Source organism: Methyloversatilis sp. S146-33, assembly GCF_059552495.1.
This window is the reverse complement of record NZ_JCANOT010000041.1, coordinates 115,383-134,004: the sequence shown is the minus strand read 5'-3', so window position 1 is coordinate 134,004 and position 18,622 is coordinate 115,383. Positions and strand designations below refer to the sequence as shown.

Sequence of the window (18,622 nt, the reverse complement as noted above, 5' to 3'; positions counted from 1 at the left end):
CTGAATCCGTCCGGGCACACCGACACATCCATTGCACCCGCACGCCTTATTGCCTGCGACCACTCGTCCCAGAAATCGCCACTGAATGAATTCTGCGTAACGTTTCTCTTATAGATCTGTGCAGACAGTGTCGAGTTGTCGGAGACATCGAAACGGCTGGAGACCGTAAAATGTGCAAGTTCATTCGACACGCGATCAGGCGACGTAAATACTTGACCCGGGTTTGAAGCGTAGCTCTCGATTGGTACGGTCCCGTTTCCGGTAAGACGATTGTCGGCAAACATGCCCGACACACCGACCGCGCCAAAGGACGTTTTTTTGTCGACTCGACCGTAATATTGCGCCACATTCGACGGGGAGTTCTGCCTCCAGCCATCTTCCTCGAAATGGTTCAACGCGAAGAATCCACCGATCGAACCATCGTTCCCGCCGATCGACATCTGTCGCTGAAGACGCCCCCAGCGGCCGGTCGTGACGGCAGCCGAGAATTTCTCCTCAGTGAACCCCGTTTTCGGAGAAAGCGACAGCGCGCCGCCGAGCGTATTAAGACCAAAAAGCGGATTCGAGCCCGGCATCAGATCCATTCTTGAAATGGCATTGAGCGGAATCATGTCCCAATTCACCACTTCGCCGAACGGCTCGTTTATACGGACGCCGTCGAAATACACCGAAAGCCCTTGTGGGGTTCCGATCAGCGGCGAGGCTGAAAAGCCCCGGAAAACGAGATCCTGTTGAAACGGATTGCCCTGGTAGTCGTTCACGCTGACGGACTGCATCTGATTATTCAGAAAGTCGGTCAGGCCAATTGACTGCGATCGGGAAATATCCTCCGAGGTGGCGCTTTGCACATTGCTGGTCGTCTGCTCCTGATCGATCACCACGCCCGGCAGGGGCGTGATGATGCGCGGTGCGCGAATCTCGACCGGTGCCAGCTCGATCACCTCTTCCTCCTGCGCGATTGCGGTACCGGCGAACGGCCCTGCGGCCAGAGCGAGTGCCGCAAGCGACCTCGCCCCTCCTCTTCTTGTATGCCTTGTCATCGACCTCGGTGTAGGACGGACTCCTACAGCGCCACGGGCTATTTGTTTCCCGTCTTGTACCGAGGCGCCTCACCCGGAAACAGGGAAAACATCCCGTGCGGATAACAGGGGGAAAACTTCCCGTTCGCCGGTTTCATTCCCGGGGAATGAACGCATGCCGAAGGCGTAGCGCCGATCGCGCGCGGGCCGCGGCCCGGTGCGGAAGGCGGGTGGGCGGCGCTCACCGGGACATCATCCCGGCATTGACGGGAACATTCCCGTGCGGGTGACGAATTACCTCATGGCAGCGGCCGTCGATGCAGGGCAAACGCGGCTCGACAGCGGTTCGGTCGGACGGTCGGTGCTGAAGGGAAAAAGGACGGGAGGGAGGGGAGGCGGCTGCGCCGGGGGCATCCGGCCGGGCGTATCAGGGCAGGCCGACAGACGCTGGCGCCGGCGCAATCATGGCGACGGCCGTCGCCGCCGGCCAGGCTGCCGTCGATGCACCCAGGGCAGGCGCAGCGACGGCGAACACCGCTCAGGCTTCGTCCGGCTCCGGGTCGTCCACGGCGGCGTCGCGTTGCGCGCGCAGCCGTTCGATCACGTCGGCCGGGGCGGCCGCCGGAATGCGCGGCGTCGGGCAGTCGACGTCGCCGCACTGCGCGCGGTGGCGCAGCGCGTGGTCCATCAGCACCAGTGCCAGCATGGCTTCGGCAACCGGCGTGGCGCGGATGCCGACGCAGGGGTCGTGCCGGCCGTGCGTGTTCACGATGACCGGGTTGCCGGCCTTGTCGATCGAATGGCGGTCGAGGCGGATGCTGGAGGTGGGCTTGATGGCGATCGACACGCGCACGTCCTGCCCGGTCGAAATGCCGCCGAGCACGCCGCCGGCGTTGTTCGACAGGAAGCCCTGCGGCGACATTTCGTCCGAGTGCTCGGTGCCGCGCTGTTCGACGCTGGCGAAACCGGCGCCGATCTCCACACCCTTGACCGCGTTGATGCCCATCATCGCGTGCGCGATGTCGGCGTCCAGCCGGTCATACACCGGTTCGCCCCAGCCTACCGGCACGCCGCTGGCAACCACGTCGATGCGGGCACCGCAGGAGTCGCCCGACTTGCGCAGCTGGTCCATGAACAGTTCGAGCTCGGGGACGATGGTGGCGTCCGGCGCGAAGAAGGGGTTGTTGGCGATCGCTTCGCGGTCGCGGTATTCAATGCGGATCGGGCCGAGCTGGCTCATCCAGCCGTGGATGTCGATGCCGTAGCGCTCGTGCAGCCACTTGCGGGCGATCGCACCGGCCGCCACCCGCACCGCGGTCTCGCGCGCCGACGAGCGGCCACCGCCACGGTGGTCGCGGATGCCGTACTTCTGCCAGTAGCCGTAGTCGGCGTGTCCCGGGCGGAAGGTTTCGGCGATGTTGCCGTAATCCTTCGAGCGCTGGTCCTGGTTGCGGATGAGCAGTGCGATCGGTGTGCCGGTGGTGACGCCTTCGAACACGCCGGACAGGATTTCCACTTCGTCGGGCTCGCGCCGCTGTGTCACGTGGCGCGAGGTGCCAGGCTTGCGCCGGTCCAGTTCGGCCTGGATGTCGGCGGCGCTCAGCGCCAGCCCCGGCGGACAGCCGTCGACCACGCAGCCGATGGCCGGGCCATGCGATTCACCGAAGGAGGTGACACAGAAAAGCGTGCCCAAAGTATTGCCGGACATGGGAAAACCCGCGATTTTTCGAGGCGCAGAGTCTACCATGCAGGCCCGGCCGACCTCCCGCCCGGCCCGACCGCATACATATAGATGACCACGCCCTTCGCCCTCGCCATCGTGCTGACCATCGTCGGCGGCCTCTGGCTGGACGCGCACGGCGCCACCTGGGCGCCGCACGTCGTCGCACTGTGGACCTGGGCATTGCTCGGCGCGCTCTGTCTGCGCGCCGCGCCCGAGCAGCGCGCGCAGTGGATGGTCTGCCTCGCCTGGGCCACCTTCGGTGAAATCGTGCTGTCGCTGTGGTGGGGCCTCTACGACTATCGCCTCGACAATCTGCCGCTGTTCGTGCCGCCCGGCCACGTGCTGCTTTACGCGCTGGGCGTGTGGCTGAGCGAACGCCTGCCGCACGGTGTGACCGACGCCGTGCCGCCGCTGGCGCTCGGCCTGGTGGCTGCCTGGGCGCTGTTCGGGGCCGACGGTATCAGCCTGCCGCTGTTCGCGCTCTACCTGCTCGCGCTGCGCTTCGGCCCGTCGCCGCGGCTGTACTCGACCATGTTCGTGCTGGCGCTGGCGATGGAACTGTACGGCACCGCGCTCGGCTGCTGGAGCTGGCGGCCCGAAGTGCCCGGCCTGCCGCTGACGGCTGCCAACCCGCCGCTGGCGGCCGGCGCCTTCTACTGCGCACTCGACTGGCTGACCGGCCTGTACGCGCGCCGCGCCGGGACGCGCACCGCGCCGCTTGCCGACGCCCGGCGCGCCGGCTGATCCGCAGCGCATGTTCCCGCCGCTCAGCGCCTCCCTGCCCGCCCTCGCCCGCCGCCTGCCGGGCGCCCTCGCCACCGTGCACCGCTGGCTGGGCATCGCCGGCTGCCTGCTGTTCGTCATGTGGTTCGGCTCCGGACTGGTGATGAGCGTGGTCGGCTTCCCCGTGCTGAGCGACGCAGAACGCCTGCACGGCCTGGGCGTGCTCGACGCGGCGCAGATCCGGGTGTCGCCGACGGCGGCGCTGCAGGCGGCCGACGTGCACAGTTTCCCGCGTCGCCTGTGGCTGGAGGCGCTGCCGCGCGAGGATGGCGGCAGCGAACCGGTCTGGCGCATGACCATGGCCGACGGCGGACGACATGCCATCAGCGCGCGCAGCGGCGCACGCATCACCGCCATCGACGCCGCCCGGGCCGAAGCCATCGCACGCGCCTTCTCCGGCCAGCCGGGCGCGCGCCACGTGGGCATCGTCGAACGCGACCAATGGACGGTGCTGGCGACGCTGGACCGCCAGCGCCCCTTCCACCGCATCGCGCTGGACGACGACGCCGGCACCGAGCTCTACGTGTCGGCACGCAGCGGCGAGGTGGTGCGCGACAGCACCCAGCGCGAGCGCTTCTGGAACTGGGTTGGCGCCGTACCGCACTGGTTCTACTTCACGCCGCTGCGCGAACAGTCGGGGCTGTGGCGGCAGACGCTGCTGTGGGTGTCCGGCATCTGCTGCATTTCGGCACTGAGCGGACTGCTGCTGGGGGTGCTGCGGCTGCGCCGGCGGGCGCCGCTCAGTCCCTTCTCCGGCTGGATGAAGCTGCACCATCTGGTCGGTCTGGGCGGCGGCCTGTTCGTGCTCGCCTGGATGGTCAGCGGCTGGCTGTCGATGTCGCCCGGCGACTGGCTGCGCAACACGCCGCCGGGCAACGCGGCGATGGCACGCTACACCGGCAGCGTGGCTGCCACGTTTCCGTGGCCGCACGCGACACAGGCGCTGGCGCCGCTGTTCGCCGAGGCGGACTGGAAGGAGGTGCAGCTCTACTGGGTGCGCGGTCAGGCTCGCATGACGCTCACCGCCGACAACGGCTTCCGGCGCAGCGTAGACATGCCCGACCTCGGCCACCCCGACGTGACCGAACACCACGCCGAGGCGGTGGCGCGCGCGCTGATCCCGGACGCGCGGCTGGCGGCGATCGAACGCCTGATCCGCGAGGACGCCTGGTGGTACGCCCGCCGCGACGCGAAGGAATTGCCGGTGTGGCGCGTGAAACTGGAGGACGACGCGGAAACCTGGGTGCACATCGACGCGCTCGACGGCCGCCTGCTCGGCACAATGGACCGCGACGCCCGCCTGCGCCGCTGGCTGTTCAACGCGCCGCATAGCTTCGAACTGCCGGCGCTGGCCGGGCACCCAGCCCTGCGCTACGCGCTGCTGTGGCTGGCCGCACTGGCCGGCCTCACCCTCTCGGTCAGCGCCGTGGTGATCGCCGCCCGGCGCCTGACGCGGCCCCGCGTCGATCGCTGAACGGCGGGCGCCCCGCTCACAGGCCGGTCATTCGCCTGACTGCGGCGAAGTACAGCCGGTAGGGCAGCAGGCGCAGCAGCCGCAGCCAGCCAGTGAAGCGCTTCGGAAAATGGATGTGGAAATCGCCACGCGCCAGGCCGCGGAGGATGTGGCCGGCGGCCTCGTCGGCGCTGATCAGCGCCGGCATCGTGAAGTCGTTCTGCGCGGTCAGCGGCGTTTCGACGAAACCGGGGCACACCAGATGCACGGCCAGCCCGCGCGGGCGGACGTCCATGTACAGCGTCTCGGCGAAATTGATCAGCGCCGCCTTGCTCGCGCCATAGACCAGCGCCTTCGGCAGTCCGCGGTAACCTGCGACGCTGGACACAATGACCAGCGCGCCGGCCTGCTGCACCAGCATGCCGGGCAGCACCGCGGCGCAGCCGTGCATGACGGCGGCGACATTGGTGCGCAAGGTGGCGTCGACGTCTTCGTCGTCCAGCTCCCAGGCGCGTACCGGACGGTAGCGCGCGGCGACGAAGAACACCGCATCGATGCCGCCCCAGCTTGCCCACAGTTCGGCGGCGCCGCGCGTCAGCGCGCCCGGTTCGCTGACATCCATCGGAAGCTGCAGCACGTTCGGCGCGCGACCGGCCACCTCGGCCAGTCGCGCCGCGTCGCGGGCGGTCAGCGCGACGCGCGCGCCGGCGTCGATCAGCCGGCGCGCCAGTGCGGCGCCAATGCCGCTGGACGCACCGATCATCCAGACGCGTTTGCCGGCCCAATCCTTCACGGGCGGATTCAGCGGCGCGAACATCATGGCGCGCCGCGGGTGAAGGACAGCGTCACCTCGCCCAGATGGACCCCGAACTTGCTCATCGCCGAGCGGTTCAGCATCACCTTGTCGTCGATCAGATACATCCAGTCGTCGAAGTCGACGTTGTAGACCTTGTCGTCCACCGGCAGCGCCAGCACGTAGCGCCAGCGCAGCGCGTTGCCGCTCGCCTCGCCCGTCGCCTCACCGACCACGTCGTCGGCGCGGCCGCTGTAGCGGCCCTCGCCGAGGTGGCGGATGGTCCAGACGCGGCGGCTCTGCGTGCCGTCGCTCCATTCGAAGCGCTCGTCCAGCGTGCCGGTGTCGCCCTGCCAGCGCGCATCAATGCGGACGACGAAGCGCTTGATCACCTCGCCGCTGCGGCCCTGGAACATGCCCCAGCCGGTCACCGGGCCGTTGAAATACTGCTTCAGATCGAGCACCGGCTTCTGCGCCGCGTACTTCTCCACCGGCACGCCACCGCAGCCGGCCAACGCGGCCAGCCCGAGCACCGACAACAGCCGGCACAGCATTTTCTTCATGATGAAGCTCCTTGCAGATCGGGTTCGAGCCGGCGCGTGCCGGCCCACAGCAGACAGAGCGCCGCCGCCTTCAGCAGCAGCGGCAACAGCGCATAGACGGCGGTCAGCGCCGCGCGCGCCTCGTCGCCCTGTTCGCCCGGCCGGTAACCGAGCAGCGCCAGCGCAGGCAGTGCGACGCCGGCCGCGAGCGCCAGATTGAGCTTGGTGACGAAGGTCCATACACCGAAGCTGCCGCCGGCCGGCAGCGGCTCCTCGCGCCGCGCGATCAGGCCGGCCAGCAGCGCTGGCGGCAGCGCGAGGTCGGCGCCCAATGCGATGCCCGAGCCGACGCAGATGAGCATGAAGGCGGTGGCGTCGCCCGGTCCCAGCGTCCACGCCCAGCCGAACACCACAATCGCCAGCAGCATCGACGCCGCCCAGCTGCGCGCGCGGCCGATGCGGTCGGCCAGCCGGGTCCACAGCGGCAGCGCCAGCACGCCGGCGACAAAGTAGAGCGCCAGGAAAAGACCTTCGCGCTCCGGCGCCTGCAGCACGTCGGCGATGAAGAACAGCACCAGCGTACCGGGCACCGCCGCCGCGATGCCATTGAGCGCGAACACCGCGAGCAGGCGGCGGAAGCGCGCGTGCCGCATCACCTCGCGCAGGGTCGCCAGCAGCGGCTGCACGACTGCCTGCGGCCGCAGATCGGGTACCGTGGTCGTGGTCAGCAGCGCGGCCAGCGCCAGCCAGGGCAACCAGTACAGCGCTGCGCGCCACAGGCCGGTCGGTGCGTCGTCGGCCAGCAGACCGGGTGCGACCGACGCCGCGACCACGCCGACCAGCGCCCAGCCCTCGCGCGAAGCCACCAGCCGGGTGCCCAGCGCCGGGGTGGTCGACAATTCGGCGCCCCAGGCGGCGTAGTTGATGGTGGCGATGCTGTAGCCGGCATAGACCAGCAGCAGCGCGCCGACCAGCCAGAGCAGCGGGTCGATGCCGGCCAGCGGCTTCACCAGCGCCGGCAGTCCAACCGCCAGCGGCAGCAGCCCGAGCAGCACGATGACGCGACGCCCGCGCGCGCGATCGCCGGCGGCGCCGATCAACGGATCGGCCAGCGCATCGACCAGACGCGCGGCGAACAGCACGACGCCCAGCAGGGTCAGCGACACGCCGTAATGTTCGGCGTACAGCTTCGGAATATGGATGTAGATCGGCAGCGCGGCGGCCGCCAAAGGCGCACCGAGCAGGCCGTAGGCGAACACCCGCGCGGTGTTCACCGCGCCTGCCCGGCCTCGGCCAGCAGCTTCGCGCGCAGCGCCGGCTCGCGCGTGCGCGGATCGAGCCAGATGGCGAAGAAGGCGTCCGACAGCGCGCGATCATCGACCGCCGGCAGCGCACGCCCCTGATGGAAAAAGCGTGCGCTGCCGTCGGCCAGCTTGACGCCGGTGATCACCTCGCCTGCCTTGACGTTGGGGAACACGCCGGCGAGCACGTCCTGCCAGCGCGCCAGCTTCGCGTCGTCGCGCTCACCGAGCCGACGGATTTCGTCGATGCTGGCGCTGGCCAGCCGCACGCCGTCGAAGTCCCGGGCGTAGCGCAGGCTCAGCGCAAAGCCGCCGGTCGGCTGGTAACGACCGCCGCTGGCCCACAACGTCGCGTCGTACAGCTTGAGTCCGAACCAGCGCATCTCGCCGCTGCCCAGCGGCTTCGGATCGTCGAGCAGATCGACCGCGCCCGCTGGCGGCTGCGCGAACGCGCAGGCCGAAGCGAACAGCAGCGCGCAGAGCAGACGCCTGATCACGGCTTCACCAGGTGGAACTGGTGCACGTCGATCGACCCGGCGCGGAAGCCTGCCTCGCAGTAGGCGAGGTAGAAGCGCCACAGCCGCTGGAAGCGGGTGTCGAAGCCCAGTGCGCGCAAAGCATCGCCGTGCTGCTCGAAGGTTTCACGCCAGCGCGCCAGCGTGATCGCGTAGTCGAGACCGAAGCGGTAGTCGTCACGCAGCTTCAGACCGGCGCGCTGTGCCCGGTCCACGAACACCGACGGCGACGGCAGCATGCCGCCGGGGAACACGTACTGCTGAATGAAGTCGGTGCCCTTGCGGTAACGCGGGAACAGATCGTCGGCGATGCTGATGGTCTGCACCACCGCTTCGCCGCCGACCGTCAGCAGGCCGTTCAGCTTGGCGAAATAGGTCGGCCACCAGCGCTCGCCGACCGCCTCCAGCATTTCGATCGACACGATGCGGCTGACCTGGCCCCGCAGGTCGCGGTAATCGCACAGTTCGAAGCTGGCCCGGGCGGCGAAGCCGCCGCGCTGGGCCCGTTCGCGCGCCCACGCCAGTTGCGCCGGCGACAGCGTCACGCCGTGCACGTACGCGCCGTTGTCCCGCGCCGCCACTTCGGCAAAGCCGCCCCAGCCGCAACCGATCTCGATCACCGGCTGATCGCGCTGCAGGCGCAGCACGCGGGCGATGCGCGCGTACTTGGCGTGCTGGGCGGCCGCCAGATCGCGCTGCGCGTCGCCTTCGAACAAGGCGCTCGAGTACGTCATGCTGCGGTCCAGCCACAGCGCGTAGAAATCGTTGCCCAGATCATAGTGCGCCATGATGTTGCGGCGGCTTCCACTGCGCGTGTTGGCGCGGCAGAGGTGGCGGATGCGGGCCATCGCCAGCGCCAGCAGGTTGCCGTGTATGGCGCGCCCGAGGGCCTCCCGGTTCAGCGCGAACAGCGTGAGTACGCGCGCCAGGTGGTCGCTGTCCCACAGTCCGTCGAACCAGGCTTCGCCGAGGCCGATGTCGCCGCGCGCGATCACGTGATCGAAGGTGGCCCAGTCTTTCACCCGCATTTCCACCGGCTCGCCGTGGTGGCCGAAGGACAGCAGTTCGCCGTTCGGCAGCGTCATCAGCAGCCAGCCGTGTTCGATGCGCTCCAGCAGCCGGCACACCTGGCGTGCGGCGAACGGCAGCGCATTCCGGCGCTCGAGCGAAATCAGGACGTCGGGCTGATTCATCGGGTCATTTCCTGTACGGGAGGTTGCGGTTTGCTGAAGAAGGGCACGCGCGCGCGCCACAGATGGAAGGCCTGCACGTGGATGCGCGCGATCACCGCCAGCGTCATCAGCGGGTGCGCGGCCAGTGCGCGCCAGGCGGCAGCCCGGCTCATGGTTTCGGCACGACCGGACACGCGTGTGCGCAGCCGGCGTTCGCCGCCGTCGTGGTAGTCGATGGCCACCGCGTGCAGGTCACCACGGCGGTCGAAACGGAAGCGGTAGCTGCCGCTGACCGGGAAGAAGGGGGACACGTGGAACACCTTGCGCGTCTCCATCCACTCGCCGTCTCCGATCGGCCGAGCGTCGGCGTGTGCGACCAGGTAGTCGTGGCGCTCGCCGAAGGTGTTGTTTACTTCGCACAGCACGGCGCGCAGCGCACCGGCACGGTCATGGCAGAACCAGAAGCTGACCGGGTTGAACACGTAGCCGAACAGCCGCGGCATGGTCTGCAGCACCACTTCGCCGTCGGCGCAGCCGAGGCCTTCACGCGCCAGCAGCGCACGTATCCAGAACAAGGGGTGTGAGCCGTCGCGCGCGCCGTGGTCGCGGTAGTGAAAGGACAGCGGCGCCCAGCGGTTCAGCGCGAGCATCGGCACCGGCTGCCGGCCAAGCCGGCTCAGCGCAATGCGCAGGAAGAACAGGCGGTAGGCGAAGCGGGTGCGCACCGGCGTCGCGCGGGCATGCATGACCGCGCCGCGACAGAGGCTGACCGCCGTTTCGCCAACCGTTGCGCTCATGCGGCCAGCACCTCGCCGCTGCGCTGCCACGGAATGTCGGCGCCCAGGTGACGGGCGACGCGCACCGCCGAGGCGAGGCCGTCTTCGTGGAAGCCGTAGCCGGTCCACGCGCCGCAGTACCACAGGCGATCGCGCCCCTGGATTTCCGGCAGCCGCGCCTGCGCGTCGATGGCCGGACCATCGAACAGCGGATGCGCGTAATCGATGCGGGCGATCACGCGTGCGGGGTCCGGCTCGATGAACGGATTCAGCGACACGACCACCGGCTGTTCGAAAGGCAGCGGCTGCAGCCGGTTCATCAGGTAGGACACGCTGACCGGGCGGCTGTCCGGCGCGCCGGCGCCTGCCATGTAGTTCCACGACGACCAGACGCGGCGGTTGCGCGGCAGCAACGCGGTGTCGGTATGCAGCACGGCGTGATTGGGCTGGTAGCGGATGGCGCCGAGCAGGCGCCGCTCGGGCGCCGTCGCCGTATCGCCGAGCAGCGCCAGCGCCTCGTCGGAATGACAGGCCAGCACCACCTGGTCGTAGCGTTCGAGCACGCCGGCCGCCTGCACCAGTACGCCGTCCGATACGCGCTGCAGGCCCTTCACCGCCGACGCGCGCCGGACGTCCTGCAGCGCGGCCGCCATGCGCTTCACATACTCGCGAGAGCCGCCACGCACGGTGAGCCACTGCGGCCGGTCATTCACCCGCAGCAGTCCGTGGTTGTGGCAGAAGCGGGCAAAGGTGGCGAGCGGGTAGCTCATCATGGTCTGCGTCGGACAGGACCAGATGGCCGCCGCCATCGGCAGCAGGTACCAGTCGCGGAAGGCGTCGCCGTAACGGTGCCGCACCAGGAATTCACCGAGGGAAATGTGCTCGGCGCTGCCGTTGGCGGCCCTTTCGGTCACTTCCGAATTGAAGCGCAGGATGTCCTGCAGCATGCCCCAGAAGCGCGGGCGCGCCAGGTTCGCCGGCTGCGCGAACACGCTGGCCAGATTGGTACCGGCCCACTCAATGTCCGGCTCGCGCAGCGACACGCCGAAGGACATGTCGCTGTCGGCGATCGACACGCCGAGCAGCGAGAACAGGCCGCACAAGTGCGGATAGGTGTCGCGGTTGAACACGATGAAGCCGGTGTCGACCGGATGGCTCACGCCGTCGATCTCGACATCCACCGTGTTCGAGTGACCGCCCAGGCGGCCCTCCTGCTCGTACAGCGTCACCTCGTGCCGGCGCGACAGCAACCAGGCTGCCGACAGACCCGAAATGCCTGCCCCCACCACCGCAATCTTCATTATTTTCTGCCTCCAGCCCACCGCTACACGCGAACGGGCGTTATGGATTCACCTGCGCAGATTCACCCGCTCGAATTTGCGTGTGCGATCCGCCGATCTGCGTCATCTGCCCAGAGCCGCTTCGATCTCGCGCAGCAGCACGTTCGAATCGGGTGCCACGTTGCTGGGGAAGGCGGTCACTGTCCGGCCATCGCGCCCGATCAAGTATTTGTGGAAGTTCCACGCCGGCTCCGAACCCGAGGCCTTCGCCAGATCGGCGTAAAAGGGGTGGCGCTGGGCGCCCCTGACCGAGGTCTTCGAGAACATCGGAAACTTGACGCCATAGGTCATGCTGCAGAACTCGGCGATGTCCTTGTCGCTGCCCGGTTCCTGGTTGCCGAAGTCGTTCGACGGGAAGCCGAGCACGGTCAGACCGCGTTTGCCGTAGCTGTCCCGCAGCTTTTCCAGCCCGGCGTACTGGCCGGTGTAGCCACAGCGGCTGGCGGTATTGACCACCAGCAGCACGCGGCCGCTGTATTCGCACAGCGAACGCGGCTTGCCGTCGAGCAGGCCGGGAATCGAACGATCGAGCAGCGTCGGGCAGGCGTCGGCCGCAGCCGCAGTCATCGAGGTCAAGGTCGTCACCAGCGCGAAGACGATGCGCAAACCGTCAGCGCGCAGCACGGGCCGACTCGCAGCAGCGCGCCGATGCATCGACGACGAGGTGCGCCGGGAAGTAGGCACCGGTCGCGGCGCGGTGCAGATGAACCAGCGCATCGGTCTGGCTCGACGCCGGCTGGGCAGAGGCCGACGCTTTCTGCGCTGGCGCAGCGGCGCGTTCATGGTCGACCGGTTCGGCCGCCGACGGCATGACGGCCGACGCGGACACGCAGAACAGCATTGCCAGCGCGCTTGTGGCGCTTCCTGCAGCTTTCATCGTCTTCATACCGCCCCCTTTTTTGTCCTGGACAAAACAAGACTCAAGCCGTAATCTAGGACTCATGAGTCGCCATGTCAACGATTTGTCCAGGACAAAATGAGTGCTCACGCATCGGGGCTGTCCCTGCTGACCATCAGCGCGGTGGAGCGGGAGACCGGCCTTCTGAAAGACACGCTGCGCGTATGGGAACGTCGCTACGGTTTCCCCAAACCCATCCGCGACGAGGCCGGCGAGCGGCTGTACTCGCTCGAAGACGTCGGCAAGCTGCGCCTGATACGCCGCCTGATGGACCAGGGCTGGCGTCCGGGCAAGCTGCTGGCGGCCAGCGCGGCCGAACTGCAGCTCATCATCGAGGCCGAGCAGGCCTCACGCGTACCGGCGCTGCTGGCCGGTGAAATACTCGACGCCATCCGCAGCCATGACGTCGAGGCATTGCGCCGGGTGTTCCAGCAGACGCTGCTGGAAAAGGGCTTGCAGGGGCTGGTCACCGATCTGGTCGCGCCGCTCAACGTGGACATCGGCGAAGCGTGGATGCGCGGCGACATCGGCGTGCCGGACGAGCACTTCTACACCGAACAGACGCAGTCCTTCCTGCGCGGAACGCTGGCCAGTTACGCGCGCACCGGAAAGCCGCCGCGCGTGCTGCTGACCACGCTGCCGGAGGAGGAACACGCGCTGGGCCTGCTGATGGTCGAGGTGATGCTGACCGCCGAAGGTGCGCAGTGCTGTTCGCTCGGGCCACGCATGCCACTGGCCGACATCCGCACGTCGGCCCTCACCGCCAGCGCCGACATCGTGGCGCTGTCCTTCAGTTCGGCCTTCCCGGTACGCCAGGCCATTGCCGGCATCCGCACGCTGCGCGAAGCACTCCCGCCGACAGTGGAACTGTGGGTCGGCGGTGCCGGTGCGCGCGACAAGCTGCGCAACGAAACGGGCGTGCGCGTGATACGCGGCATCGGCGATGTCGGGCCCGCTGTCCGCGCCTGGCGGGACGCCCACGCCAGCCACTGAACCGGGCGACGGGAAACACGCGCTTTTCCGGCGATCCGCCGGCGTCCATCCATGATTGAATAGGCAGCTGCGTAGCGGCCGGCTTGCGTCGCGCATGCGCGGACCTCGCCACGCGGACGACGGAAGCGGGATGCGGCCACAAGCTGTCATCGGGCTGACTTCTGCTCGCGTAAAATGCTTTTTTCTTCAGGAGCCCTTCATGCTCTATCCCGAACTGTTCAAGTCACTCGAATCCGCCCGCTGGGACATGGCGAAAGACGTGCCCTGGGACAGTTTCGACGCCGCGCTGCTGTCCGACGAGCAGGCGATGACGATCAAGATGAATGCCATCACCGAATGGTCGGCGCTGCCGGCCACCGAAATGTTCCTGCGCGACAACCGCGACGATTCCGACTTCTCGGCCTTCATGTCGATCTGGTTCTACGAGGAACAGAAGCACTCGCTGGTGCTGATCGAATACCTGCGCCGCTTCCGCCCCGAATTGGCGCCGACCGAAGAGGAACTGCACGAAGTGCGCTTCGAGTTCGACCCGGCGCCGGCGCTGGAGACGCTGATGCTGCATTTCTGCGGTGAGGTGCGCCTGACCCAGTGGTACCGCCGCGCGTCCGAATGGCATACCGAGCCGGTGATCAAGCACATCTACGACCTGCTGTCGCGCGACGAGGCCCGTCATGGCGGCGCCTATCTGAAGTACATGAAGCGGGCGATCGATCAGGCCGGCGACGCCGCGCGCGCCGCGTTCTCGAAGATCGGCATGCTGATGGCCGCCAGCGGCCGCGCCGGCAAGCCGATGCACCCGACCAATCTGCACGTGAGCAAGGCGCACTTCCCGCGCGACACCGTGCAGTCGCGACTGCCCGACCCGGAGTGGCTGGAGCGCTGGCTGGACGAGCAGATCCGCTTCGACAAGGACTGCGAGGCGCGCGTGATCGGCGGCATCCTGCGCAACCTGAGCTCGCTGTTCGGCGAAAGCTTCAAGACGGTGGGCGACCTGAACCGCTTCCGCAAGCAGTACGCCGGCGCCGCCTGATGCGCGGCGGCACGCCGGCCTTCGAAGCCAAGATCTGCCCGCCGGATCAGCTCGCGGCGCGCCGGGCTGCCCTGCCCGGCCCGGTGGTGTTCACCAACGGCTGTTTCGACATCGTGCACCGCGGCCACGTCACCTGCCTGGCGCAGGCACGTGCGCTCGGCGGCTCGCTCATCGTCGCGCTGAACACCGATGCGTCGGTGCGCCGTCAGGGCAAGGGGGATGACCGCCCGGTCAATGCGCTGGAAGACCGCGCCGCGGTAATCGCCGCGCTGGAATCGGTAAGCCTGGTCACCTGGTTCGATACCGACACGCCGCTCGATCTCATCCTTGCCTGCACGCCGGACGTGCTGGTCAAGGGCGGAGACTGGCCGGTGGAGCGCATCGTCGGCGCCGCGGACGTGCTGGCCCGCGGCGGCCGGGTCGAATCGATCGCCTTCGAACACGAGCGTTCGACCACCGCGCTGCTCCGTAAGATACGCAGCCTGTGACTGCACCGTTACGGTGCATCGGGTCATAACCCGGCGCTTGCCGAGACTGCGCTTATCATCGGGACGCATCGTCGCACTGCTTCCCGCCTGGTCATGATTCGATTCACCGCACTCCCTGCCCTGCTGATCGGCGCCGCACTGATCTGCACCGCGGCTCACGCCGCACCGGACACCACGACCGATATCGAACAGCGCGTACTCGCCTGCACCGGCTGCCACGGCGCCGAAGGCCGCGCCGCCGCCGACGGCTACTACCCACGCATCGCCGGCAAGCCGGCCGGCTATCTGTACAACCAACTGCTGAACTTCCGCGACGGCCGTCGTCAGTACCCGCTGATGACCGGTCTGCTGCAGACGCTCAGCGACGACTACCTGCGCGAGATGGCCAGCCACTTCGCAGCACTCGAACTGCCCTACCCGCCGCCGGCGCGCAGCACGCAGAAGCCCGCGACACTGGCGCACGGCGAGGCACTGGTGCGCCGCGGCGACGCGACGCGCGACATTCCGGCCTGCGAGAGCTGCCACGGCAGCGCACTGACCGGCGTCGCCCCGGCGATACCCGGCCTGCTCGGTCTGCCGCGCGACTATCTGGCGGCCCAGCTTGCCGGCTGGAAAAGCGGCATCCGTCAGGCGCACGCGCCGGACTGCATGGCACAGATTGCCCAGCGCATGAGCGCCGACGACATCCAGGCGGTTGCCCACTGGCTGTCGTCGCAAGCGGTCGCCGAGGGCGGCAAGCCAGCCGCCCGTCTCGACAAGGCGCTGCCGATACGCTGCGGCGGTGTGCAGGAGGGCGCGCGATGAAGCGTCTCCTGATCGCAGCGCTGCTGCTCGCCACGTCGGCAGGCGTCTATCTCGCGCTGCAACCGGCCGCGGATGAGCCGGCCGCCGGTGCGGCGGATGAAGACCGCGCGGCACAGGTCGCGCGCGGCGAGTACCTTGCGCGCGCCGGCAACTGCATGGCCTGCCACACCGCACCGGGCGGCACGCCCTGGGCCGGCGGCCGCGCGATGGACACGCCCTTCGGCACGATCTACACCAGCAATCTGACGCCGGACCCGACAAGCGGGCTCGGCCAATGGACGGCCGATGACTTCTGGAAGGCGCTGCACGAAGGTCGCGCACGCGACGGCCGCCTGCTCTATCCGGCCTTCCCCTACACCAGCTACACCCGCGTCACGCGCGCCGATGCCGACGCGATCTGGGCCTGGCTTCAGACGCTGCCACCCGTCGAACAGCCGAACCGGCCGCACGCGCTGCGCTTCCCCTACGACACGCAGGCGGCGCTGCTGGCGTGGCGGGCGCTCTATTTCAAGCCGGGCGTGTTCGTGGCTGACGCGACGAAGTCCGAGGACTGGAACCGCGGCGCCTATCTGGTGCAGGGGCTGGGTCACTGCAGCGCCTGTCACGCGCCGCGCAACGCACTGGGCGCGAGCAGCGATCCGGACGCGCTGGCCGGCGGCCTGATGCCGGTAGAGAACTGGTACGCGCCCTCGCTCACCTCGCCGCACGAAGCCGGCGTGGCCGACTGGGCAAAGGACGACATCGTGGCGCTGCTGCGCGACGGCGTGAGCGGCAACGCAACCGCCGCCGGGCCGATGGCCGAGGTGGTGTTCGGCAGCACGCAATACCTGTCGGCGAGCGATCTCGACGCGATGGCGGTCTATCTGAAGTCGCTGCCGGTGACGCAATCGGTGAAGGCGGAGTCGACCGGCGTACTGGACGAACTGCGGCGCGAGCGCGGCACCCAGCTCTACGGCGAGCACTGCGCCGACTGTCACGGCGAGCGCGGCGAGGGCAAGCCGGGCATCTGGCCGGCGCTGGCCGGAAACCGCGCGGTGACGATGGACCCGCCGGCGAACACCGTGCGCATCGTGCTGGGCGGCGGCTACGCGCCCGCCACGCGTGGCAACCCGCGCCCCTACGGCATGCCGCCCTTCGCCGCCGCGCTCAGCGACGACGAAGTGGCGCTGGTGGTGTCGCACATCCGCGGCAGCTGGGGCAACACCGCGGCGCCAGTCAGTTCGCTCGACGTGCAGAGACTGCGCGGCAACCTGCGCTGACGCGGATCGCTGGACGTAAAAGAGGGCGCCGCATGCGGCGCCCTTCTCTTTGCTGCGACCGCCGGCGACACGGCGGTTGGCGGGCCGAAGATCAGACGCCGCGCATCCGCCGACGCACCGACAGCGCGATCAGGCCGAGGCCGGACAGCATCAGCGCATAGGTTTCCGGTTCCGGCACGGCAGCGACCTGGTCGATCTGGAACGCCAGCATCTGCGAGAAGCCAGCGTTCAACGTCACGGTGTAGGCACCGACCGGCACGCCCAGCGCCGCCAGATCCCATGTGTAGCGGAAGTAGTCGCTGACGCCACCGTTCAGCGTGCTGTCGACCAGCGTGCCGGCGATGGCCTGGCTGCCGCCGTTGTAGCTCAGGGTCAGGCTGAAGGGCGTGCCGCCGAACTGGCCGTCGAAGTCATTGATGATGCCCTGGAACACCAGCGCGGTCGCGCCGGCATCGACGGTGGTGTCGGTGAAGGTGAAAGTGGAGGCGCCGCCGTACAGGCCGAAACCGGCCGGGTAGTGGTCGCCGCTGACGCGGGTGAATATCGCGTCGCCCGAGCCGGCGACATTCGAGCCGCTGCCGGCGACCAGCTCTTCGACCGTCAGCGCACCGCCGGTGCGGTTGCGGTTCATTTCGTTCCAGCCATCGAAGGACAGCGAAAACGCCGGATCGACGAACTGCTCATGGGTGCCGTTGGCATGGGCGAAGGCGGAAGCCGAGATCATGGCAACGCTGACGACGGAACGGACGAGGACTGACTGCTTCATTGAATCTATCTCCCGATGAACGAAGGTGTTTGCCCGGCCTGGCCTTCTGTCTTCGCTGGGAGGCAATTCGAGGTACTGGCTCCGGACCGGACCTGCCGCCGGATGCCAGAGTGGATTCCCGTCACCGCCCGGGCCATGCCCGCACGTTTATGAGAACGATTCTCATTCTATAGAACAACACCCCGTCGTCAAGCCCGTCGTCGATCGACCGGCATATCCGTTCCGGCACCGGGCCGGAACGGACATGCTGTACTCAGGCGCTGACCGACAGCGTCGATCCGGTACTCGCCGTGCTGTCGTCGCCGGTGTATTCCTGCAGCATCTGCAGCACGCGCGCCAGCATGCGTTCGTCGCGCGCAGCCTCGTCCGGCGGCGGCGGACGACTGTCGGACGACGCGCCGGACGCGGCCGCTTCGGATTCGCGGAACGCCATCGCCTCCTGGAAGCTCACCTTGCCGTCGCCGTCGGTGTCCGCCTCGTCGAAGGACTCGACCAGCGCCGCCAGTTCGCTCGCCTCCGCGCTGCCCGATGCCTCGGCCTCTTCCGCCATCGCGCCCAGCTGCTCGACGCTCATGCCTTCGTCCTCGCCCGCCGGCGGCGGGGGCGGCGGCGGACGGTTGCCCATCGCCTGGCCGACGCGCGACGCGCCGAAACTGTCCTCCAGCTGGTCGGCCACCTTCTGCAGCAGACTGCCCAGTTCCTGTTCGGTCACCTTGCCGTCGCCGTCGCTGTCCATCGCGCCGAGCAGGTCCTCGGCCGATGCACTGCTGCCGGTCGATTCCAGCGCACCGGCCAAATCGCTGCTGTCGATATAGCCCTTGCCGCCGCTGTCCAGCAGCGCGAAGACGTCCGCCGCCATCGCCGACGCATCCGGTTTCTGCGGCCGGTTGGCCTGCATTGCCGACTGCATCGCCGAGGCCATGCTGCTGCCCACACCCGATATGCTCATGTCCATGCTCCTGTGTGT

General features: G+C 68.3%; 20 protein-coding genes. 7 read left to right on the top strand and 13 right to left on the bottom strand.

Features of this window, described 5'->3' with window-relative positions; all coding sequences use genetic code 11:
• The coding region (locus tag AC51BJ_RS18075) for a TonB-dependent receptor plug domain-containing protein (RefSeq protein ID WP_496281150.1) at positions 1-941 on the bottom strand (941 nt) is incomplete at its 3' end.
• A 616-nt stretch (positions 942-1,557) separates the two neighbouring features.
• Complete coding sequence (gene aroC, locus AC51BJ_RS18070; protein ID WP_496281149.1) at positions 1,558-2,727, bottom strand: chorismate synthase; 1,170 nt, start codon at positions 2,725-2,727, stop codon at positions 1,558-1,560.
• An 84-nt stretch (positions 2,728-2,811) separates the two neighbouring features.
• Between aroC and AC51BJ_RS18065 the strand changes: the two genes are divergently transcribed.
• Positions 2,812-3,486 carry a hypothetical protein gene (locus AC51BJ_RS18065; protein WP_496281148.1) on the top strand — a complete coding sequence of 225 codons (675 nt, stop codon included), beginning with the start codon at positions 2,812-2,814 and terminating at the stop codon, positions 3,484-3,486.
• Between the two features lie 10 nt (positions 3,487-3,496).
• Positions 3,497-4,999, top strand: a complete 1,503-nt coding sequence (locus tag AC51BJ_RS18060; protein WP_496281147.1) for a hypothetical protein — start codon at positions 3,497-3,499, stop codon at positions 4,997-4,999.
• Positions 5,000-5,015: 16 nt separating this feature from the next.
• Here the strand turns inward: AC51BJ_RS18060 and AC51BJ_RS18055 are convergent, their stop codons facing one another.
• From AC51BJ_RS18055 to AC51BJ_RS18015, 9 genes are all read right to left on the bottom strand, one after another.
• On the bottom strand, positions 5,016-5,771 hold the full coding sequence (locus AC51BJ_RS18055; protein WP_430434649.1) for an SDR family NAD(P)-dependent oxidoreductase: 756 nt from the start codon (positions 5,769-5,771) through the stop codon (positions 5,016-5,018).
• Between the two features lie 23 nt (positions 5,772-5,794).
• Positions 5,795-6,334: a DUF3833 family protein gene (locus tag AC51BJ_RS18050; protein WP_496281146.1), complete on the bottom strand. Its 540-nt coding sequence runs from the start codon at positions 6,332-6,334 to the stop codon at positions 5,795-5,797.
• Complete coding sequence (locus AC51BJ_RS18045) at positions 6,331-7,587, bottom strand: MFS transporter (protein WP_496281145.1); 1,257 nt, start codon at positions 7,585-7,587, stop codon at positions 6,331-6,333. Before AC51BJ_RS18045 ends, AC51BJ_RS18050 begins: the two co-directional genes overlap by 4 nt.
• A complete protein-coding gene (locus tag AC51BJ_RS18040) occupies positions 7,584-8,111 on the bottom strand; it encodes a chalcone isomerase family protein (protein ID WP_430434652.1) in 528 nt (175 codons plus the stop codon). Before AC51BJ_RS18040 ends, AC51BJ_RS18045 begins: the two co-directional genes overlap by 4 nt.
• The gene (locus tag AC51BJ_RS18035) at positions 8,108-9,322 is read right to left on the bottom strand and encodes a class I SAM-dependent methyltransferase (protein ID WP_430434653.1); all 1,215 of its coding nucleotides are present in this window, start codon (positions 9,320-9,322) and stop codon (positions 8,108-8,110) included. The genes AC51BJ_RS18040 and AC51BJ_RS18035 overlap by 4 nt, the downstream gene beginning before the upstream one ends.
• Positions 9,319-10,098: a DUF1365 domain-containing protein gene (locus AC51BJ_RS18030; RefSeq protein WP_430434654.1), complete on the bottom strand. Its 780-nt coding sequence runs from the start codon at positions 10,096-10,098 to the stop codon at positions 9,319-9,321. The genes AC51BJ_RS18035 and AC51BJ_RS18030 overlap by 4 nt, the downstream gene beginning before the upstream one ends.
• On the bottom strand, positions 10,095-11,378 hold the full coding sequence (locus AC51BJ_RS18025) for an NAD(P)/FAD-dependent oxidoreductase (protein WP_496281144.1): 1,284 nt from the start codon (positions 11,376-11,378) through the stop codon (positions 10,095-10,097). The genes AC51BJ_RS18030 and AC51BJ_RS18025 overlap by 4 nt, the downstream gene beginning before the upstream one ends.
• 102 nt (positions 11,379-11,480) lie before the next feature.
• On the bottom strand, positions 11,481-12,041 hold the full coding sequence (locus AC51BJ_RS18020; RefSeq protein WP_496281143.1) for a glutathione peroxidase: 561 nt from the start codon (positions 12,039-12,041) through the stop codon (positions 11,481-11,483).
• Complete coding sequence (locus tag AC51BJ_RS18015; protein ID WP_430434657.1) at positions 12,028-12,294, bottom strand: hypothetical protein; 267 nt, start codon at positions 12,292-12,294, stop codon at positions 12,028-12,030. Before AC51BJ_RS18015 ends, AC51BJ_RS18020 begins: the two co-directional genes overlap by 14 nt.
• Positions 12,295-12,393: 99 nt before the next feature.
• Between AC51BJ_RS18015 and AC51BJ_RS18010 the strand changes: the two genes are divergently transcribed.
• The 5 genes from AC51BJ_RS18010 (at position 12,394) to AC51BJ_RS17990 (ending at position 16,889) form a co-directional block, all read left to right on the top strand.
• On the top strand, positions 12,394-13,308 hold the full coding sequence (locus AC51BJ_RS18010) for a MerR family transcriptional regulator (RefSeq protein ID WP_430434658.1): 915 nt from the start codon (positions 12,394-12,396) through the stop codon (positions 13,306-13,308).
• Positions 13,309-13,507: 199 nt separating this feature from the next.
• The gene (locus AC51BJ_RS18005) at positions 13,508-14,338 is read left to right on the top strand and encodes a ferritin family protein (RefSeq protein WP_019917402.1); all 831 of its coding nucleotides are present in this window, start codon (positions 13,508-13,510) and stop codon (positions 14,336-14,338) included.
• Positions 14,338-14,826: an adenylyltransferase/cytidyltransferase family protein gene (locus AC51BJ_RS18000; protein ID WP_430434659.1), complete on the top strand. Its 489-nt coding sequence runs from the start codon at positions 14,338-14,340 to the stop codon at positions 14,824-14,826. The genes AC51BJ_RS18005 and AC51BJ_RS18000 overlap by 1 nt, the downstream gene beginning before the upstream one ends.
• A 93-nt stretch (positions 14,827-14,919) precedes the next feature.
• The gene (locus AC51BJ_RS17995) at positions 14,920-15,630 is read left to right on the top strand and encodes a c-type cytochrome (RefSeq protein WP_430434660.1); all 711 of its coding nucleotides are present in this window, start codon (positions 14,920-14,922) and stop codon (positions 15,628-15,630) included.
• Positions 15,627-16,889, top strand: a complete 1,263-nt coding sequence (locus tag AC51BJ_RS17990) for a c-type cytochrome (RefSeq protein WP_496281142.1) — start codon at positions 15,627-15,629, stop codon at positions 16,887-16,889. Before AC51BJ_RS17995 ends, AC51BJ_RS17990 begins: the two co-directional genes overlap by 4 nt.
• 91 nt (positions 16,890-16,980) lie before the next feature.
• On the opposite strand, the gene AC51BJ_RS17985 is transcribed toward AC51BJ_RS17990, so the two are convergent.
• Together AC51BJ_RS17985 and AC51BJ_RS17980 are read right to left on the bottom strand one after the other, a co-directional pair.
• Positions 16,981-17,655: a PEP-CTERM sorting domain-containing protein gene (locus AC51BJ_RS17985; RefSeq protein ID WP_496281141.1), complete on the bottom strand. Its 675-nt coding sequence runs from the start codon at positions 17,653-17,655 to the stop codon at positions 16,981-16,983.
• Positions 17,656-17,908: 253 nt separating this feature from the next.
• Positions 17,909-18,604, bottom strand: a complete 696-nt coding sequence (locus AC51BJ_RS17980; protein ID WP_496281140.1) for an EF-hand domain-containing protein — start codon at positions 18,602-18,604, stop codon at positions 17,909-17,911.
• Between the last annotated feature and the right edge of the window lie 18 nt (positions 18,605-18,622).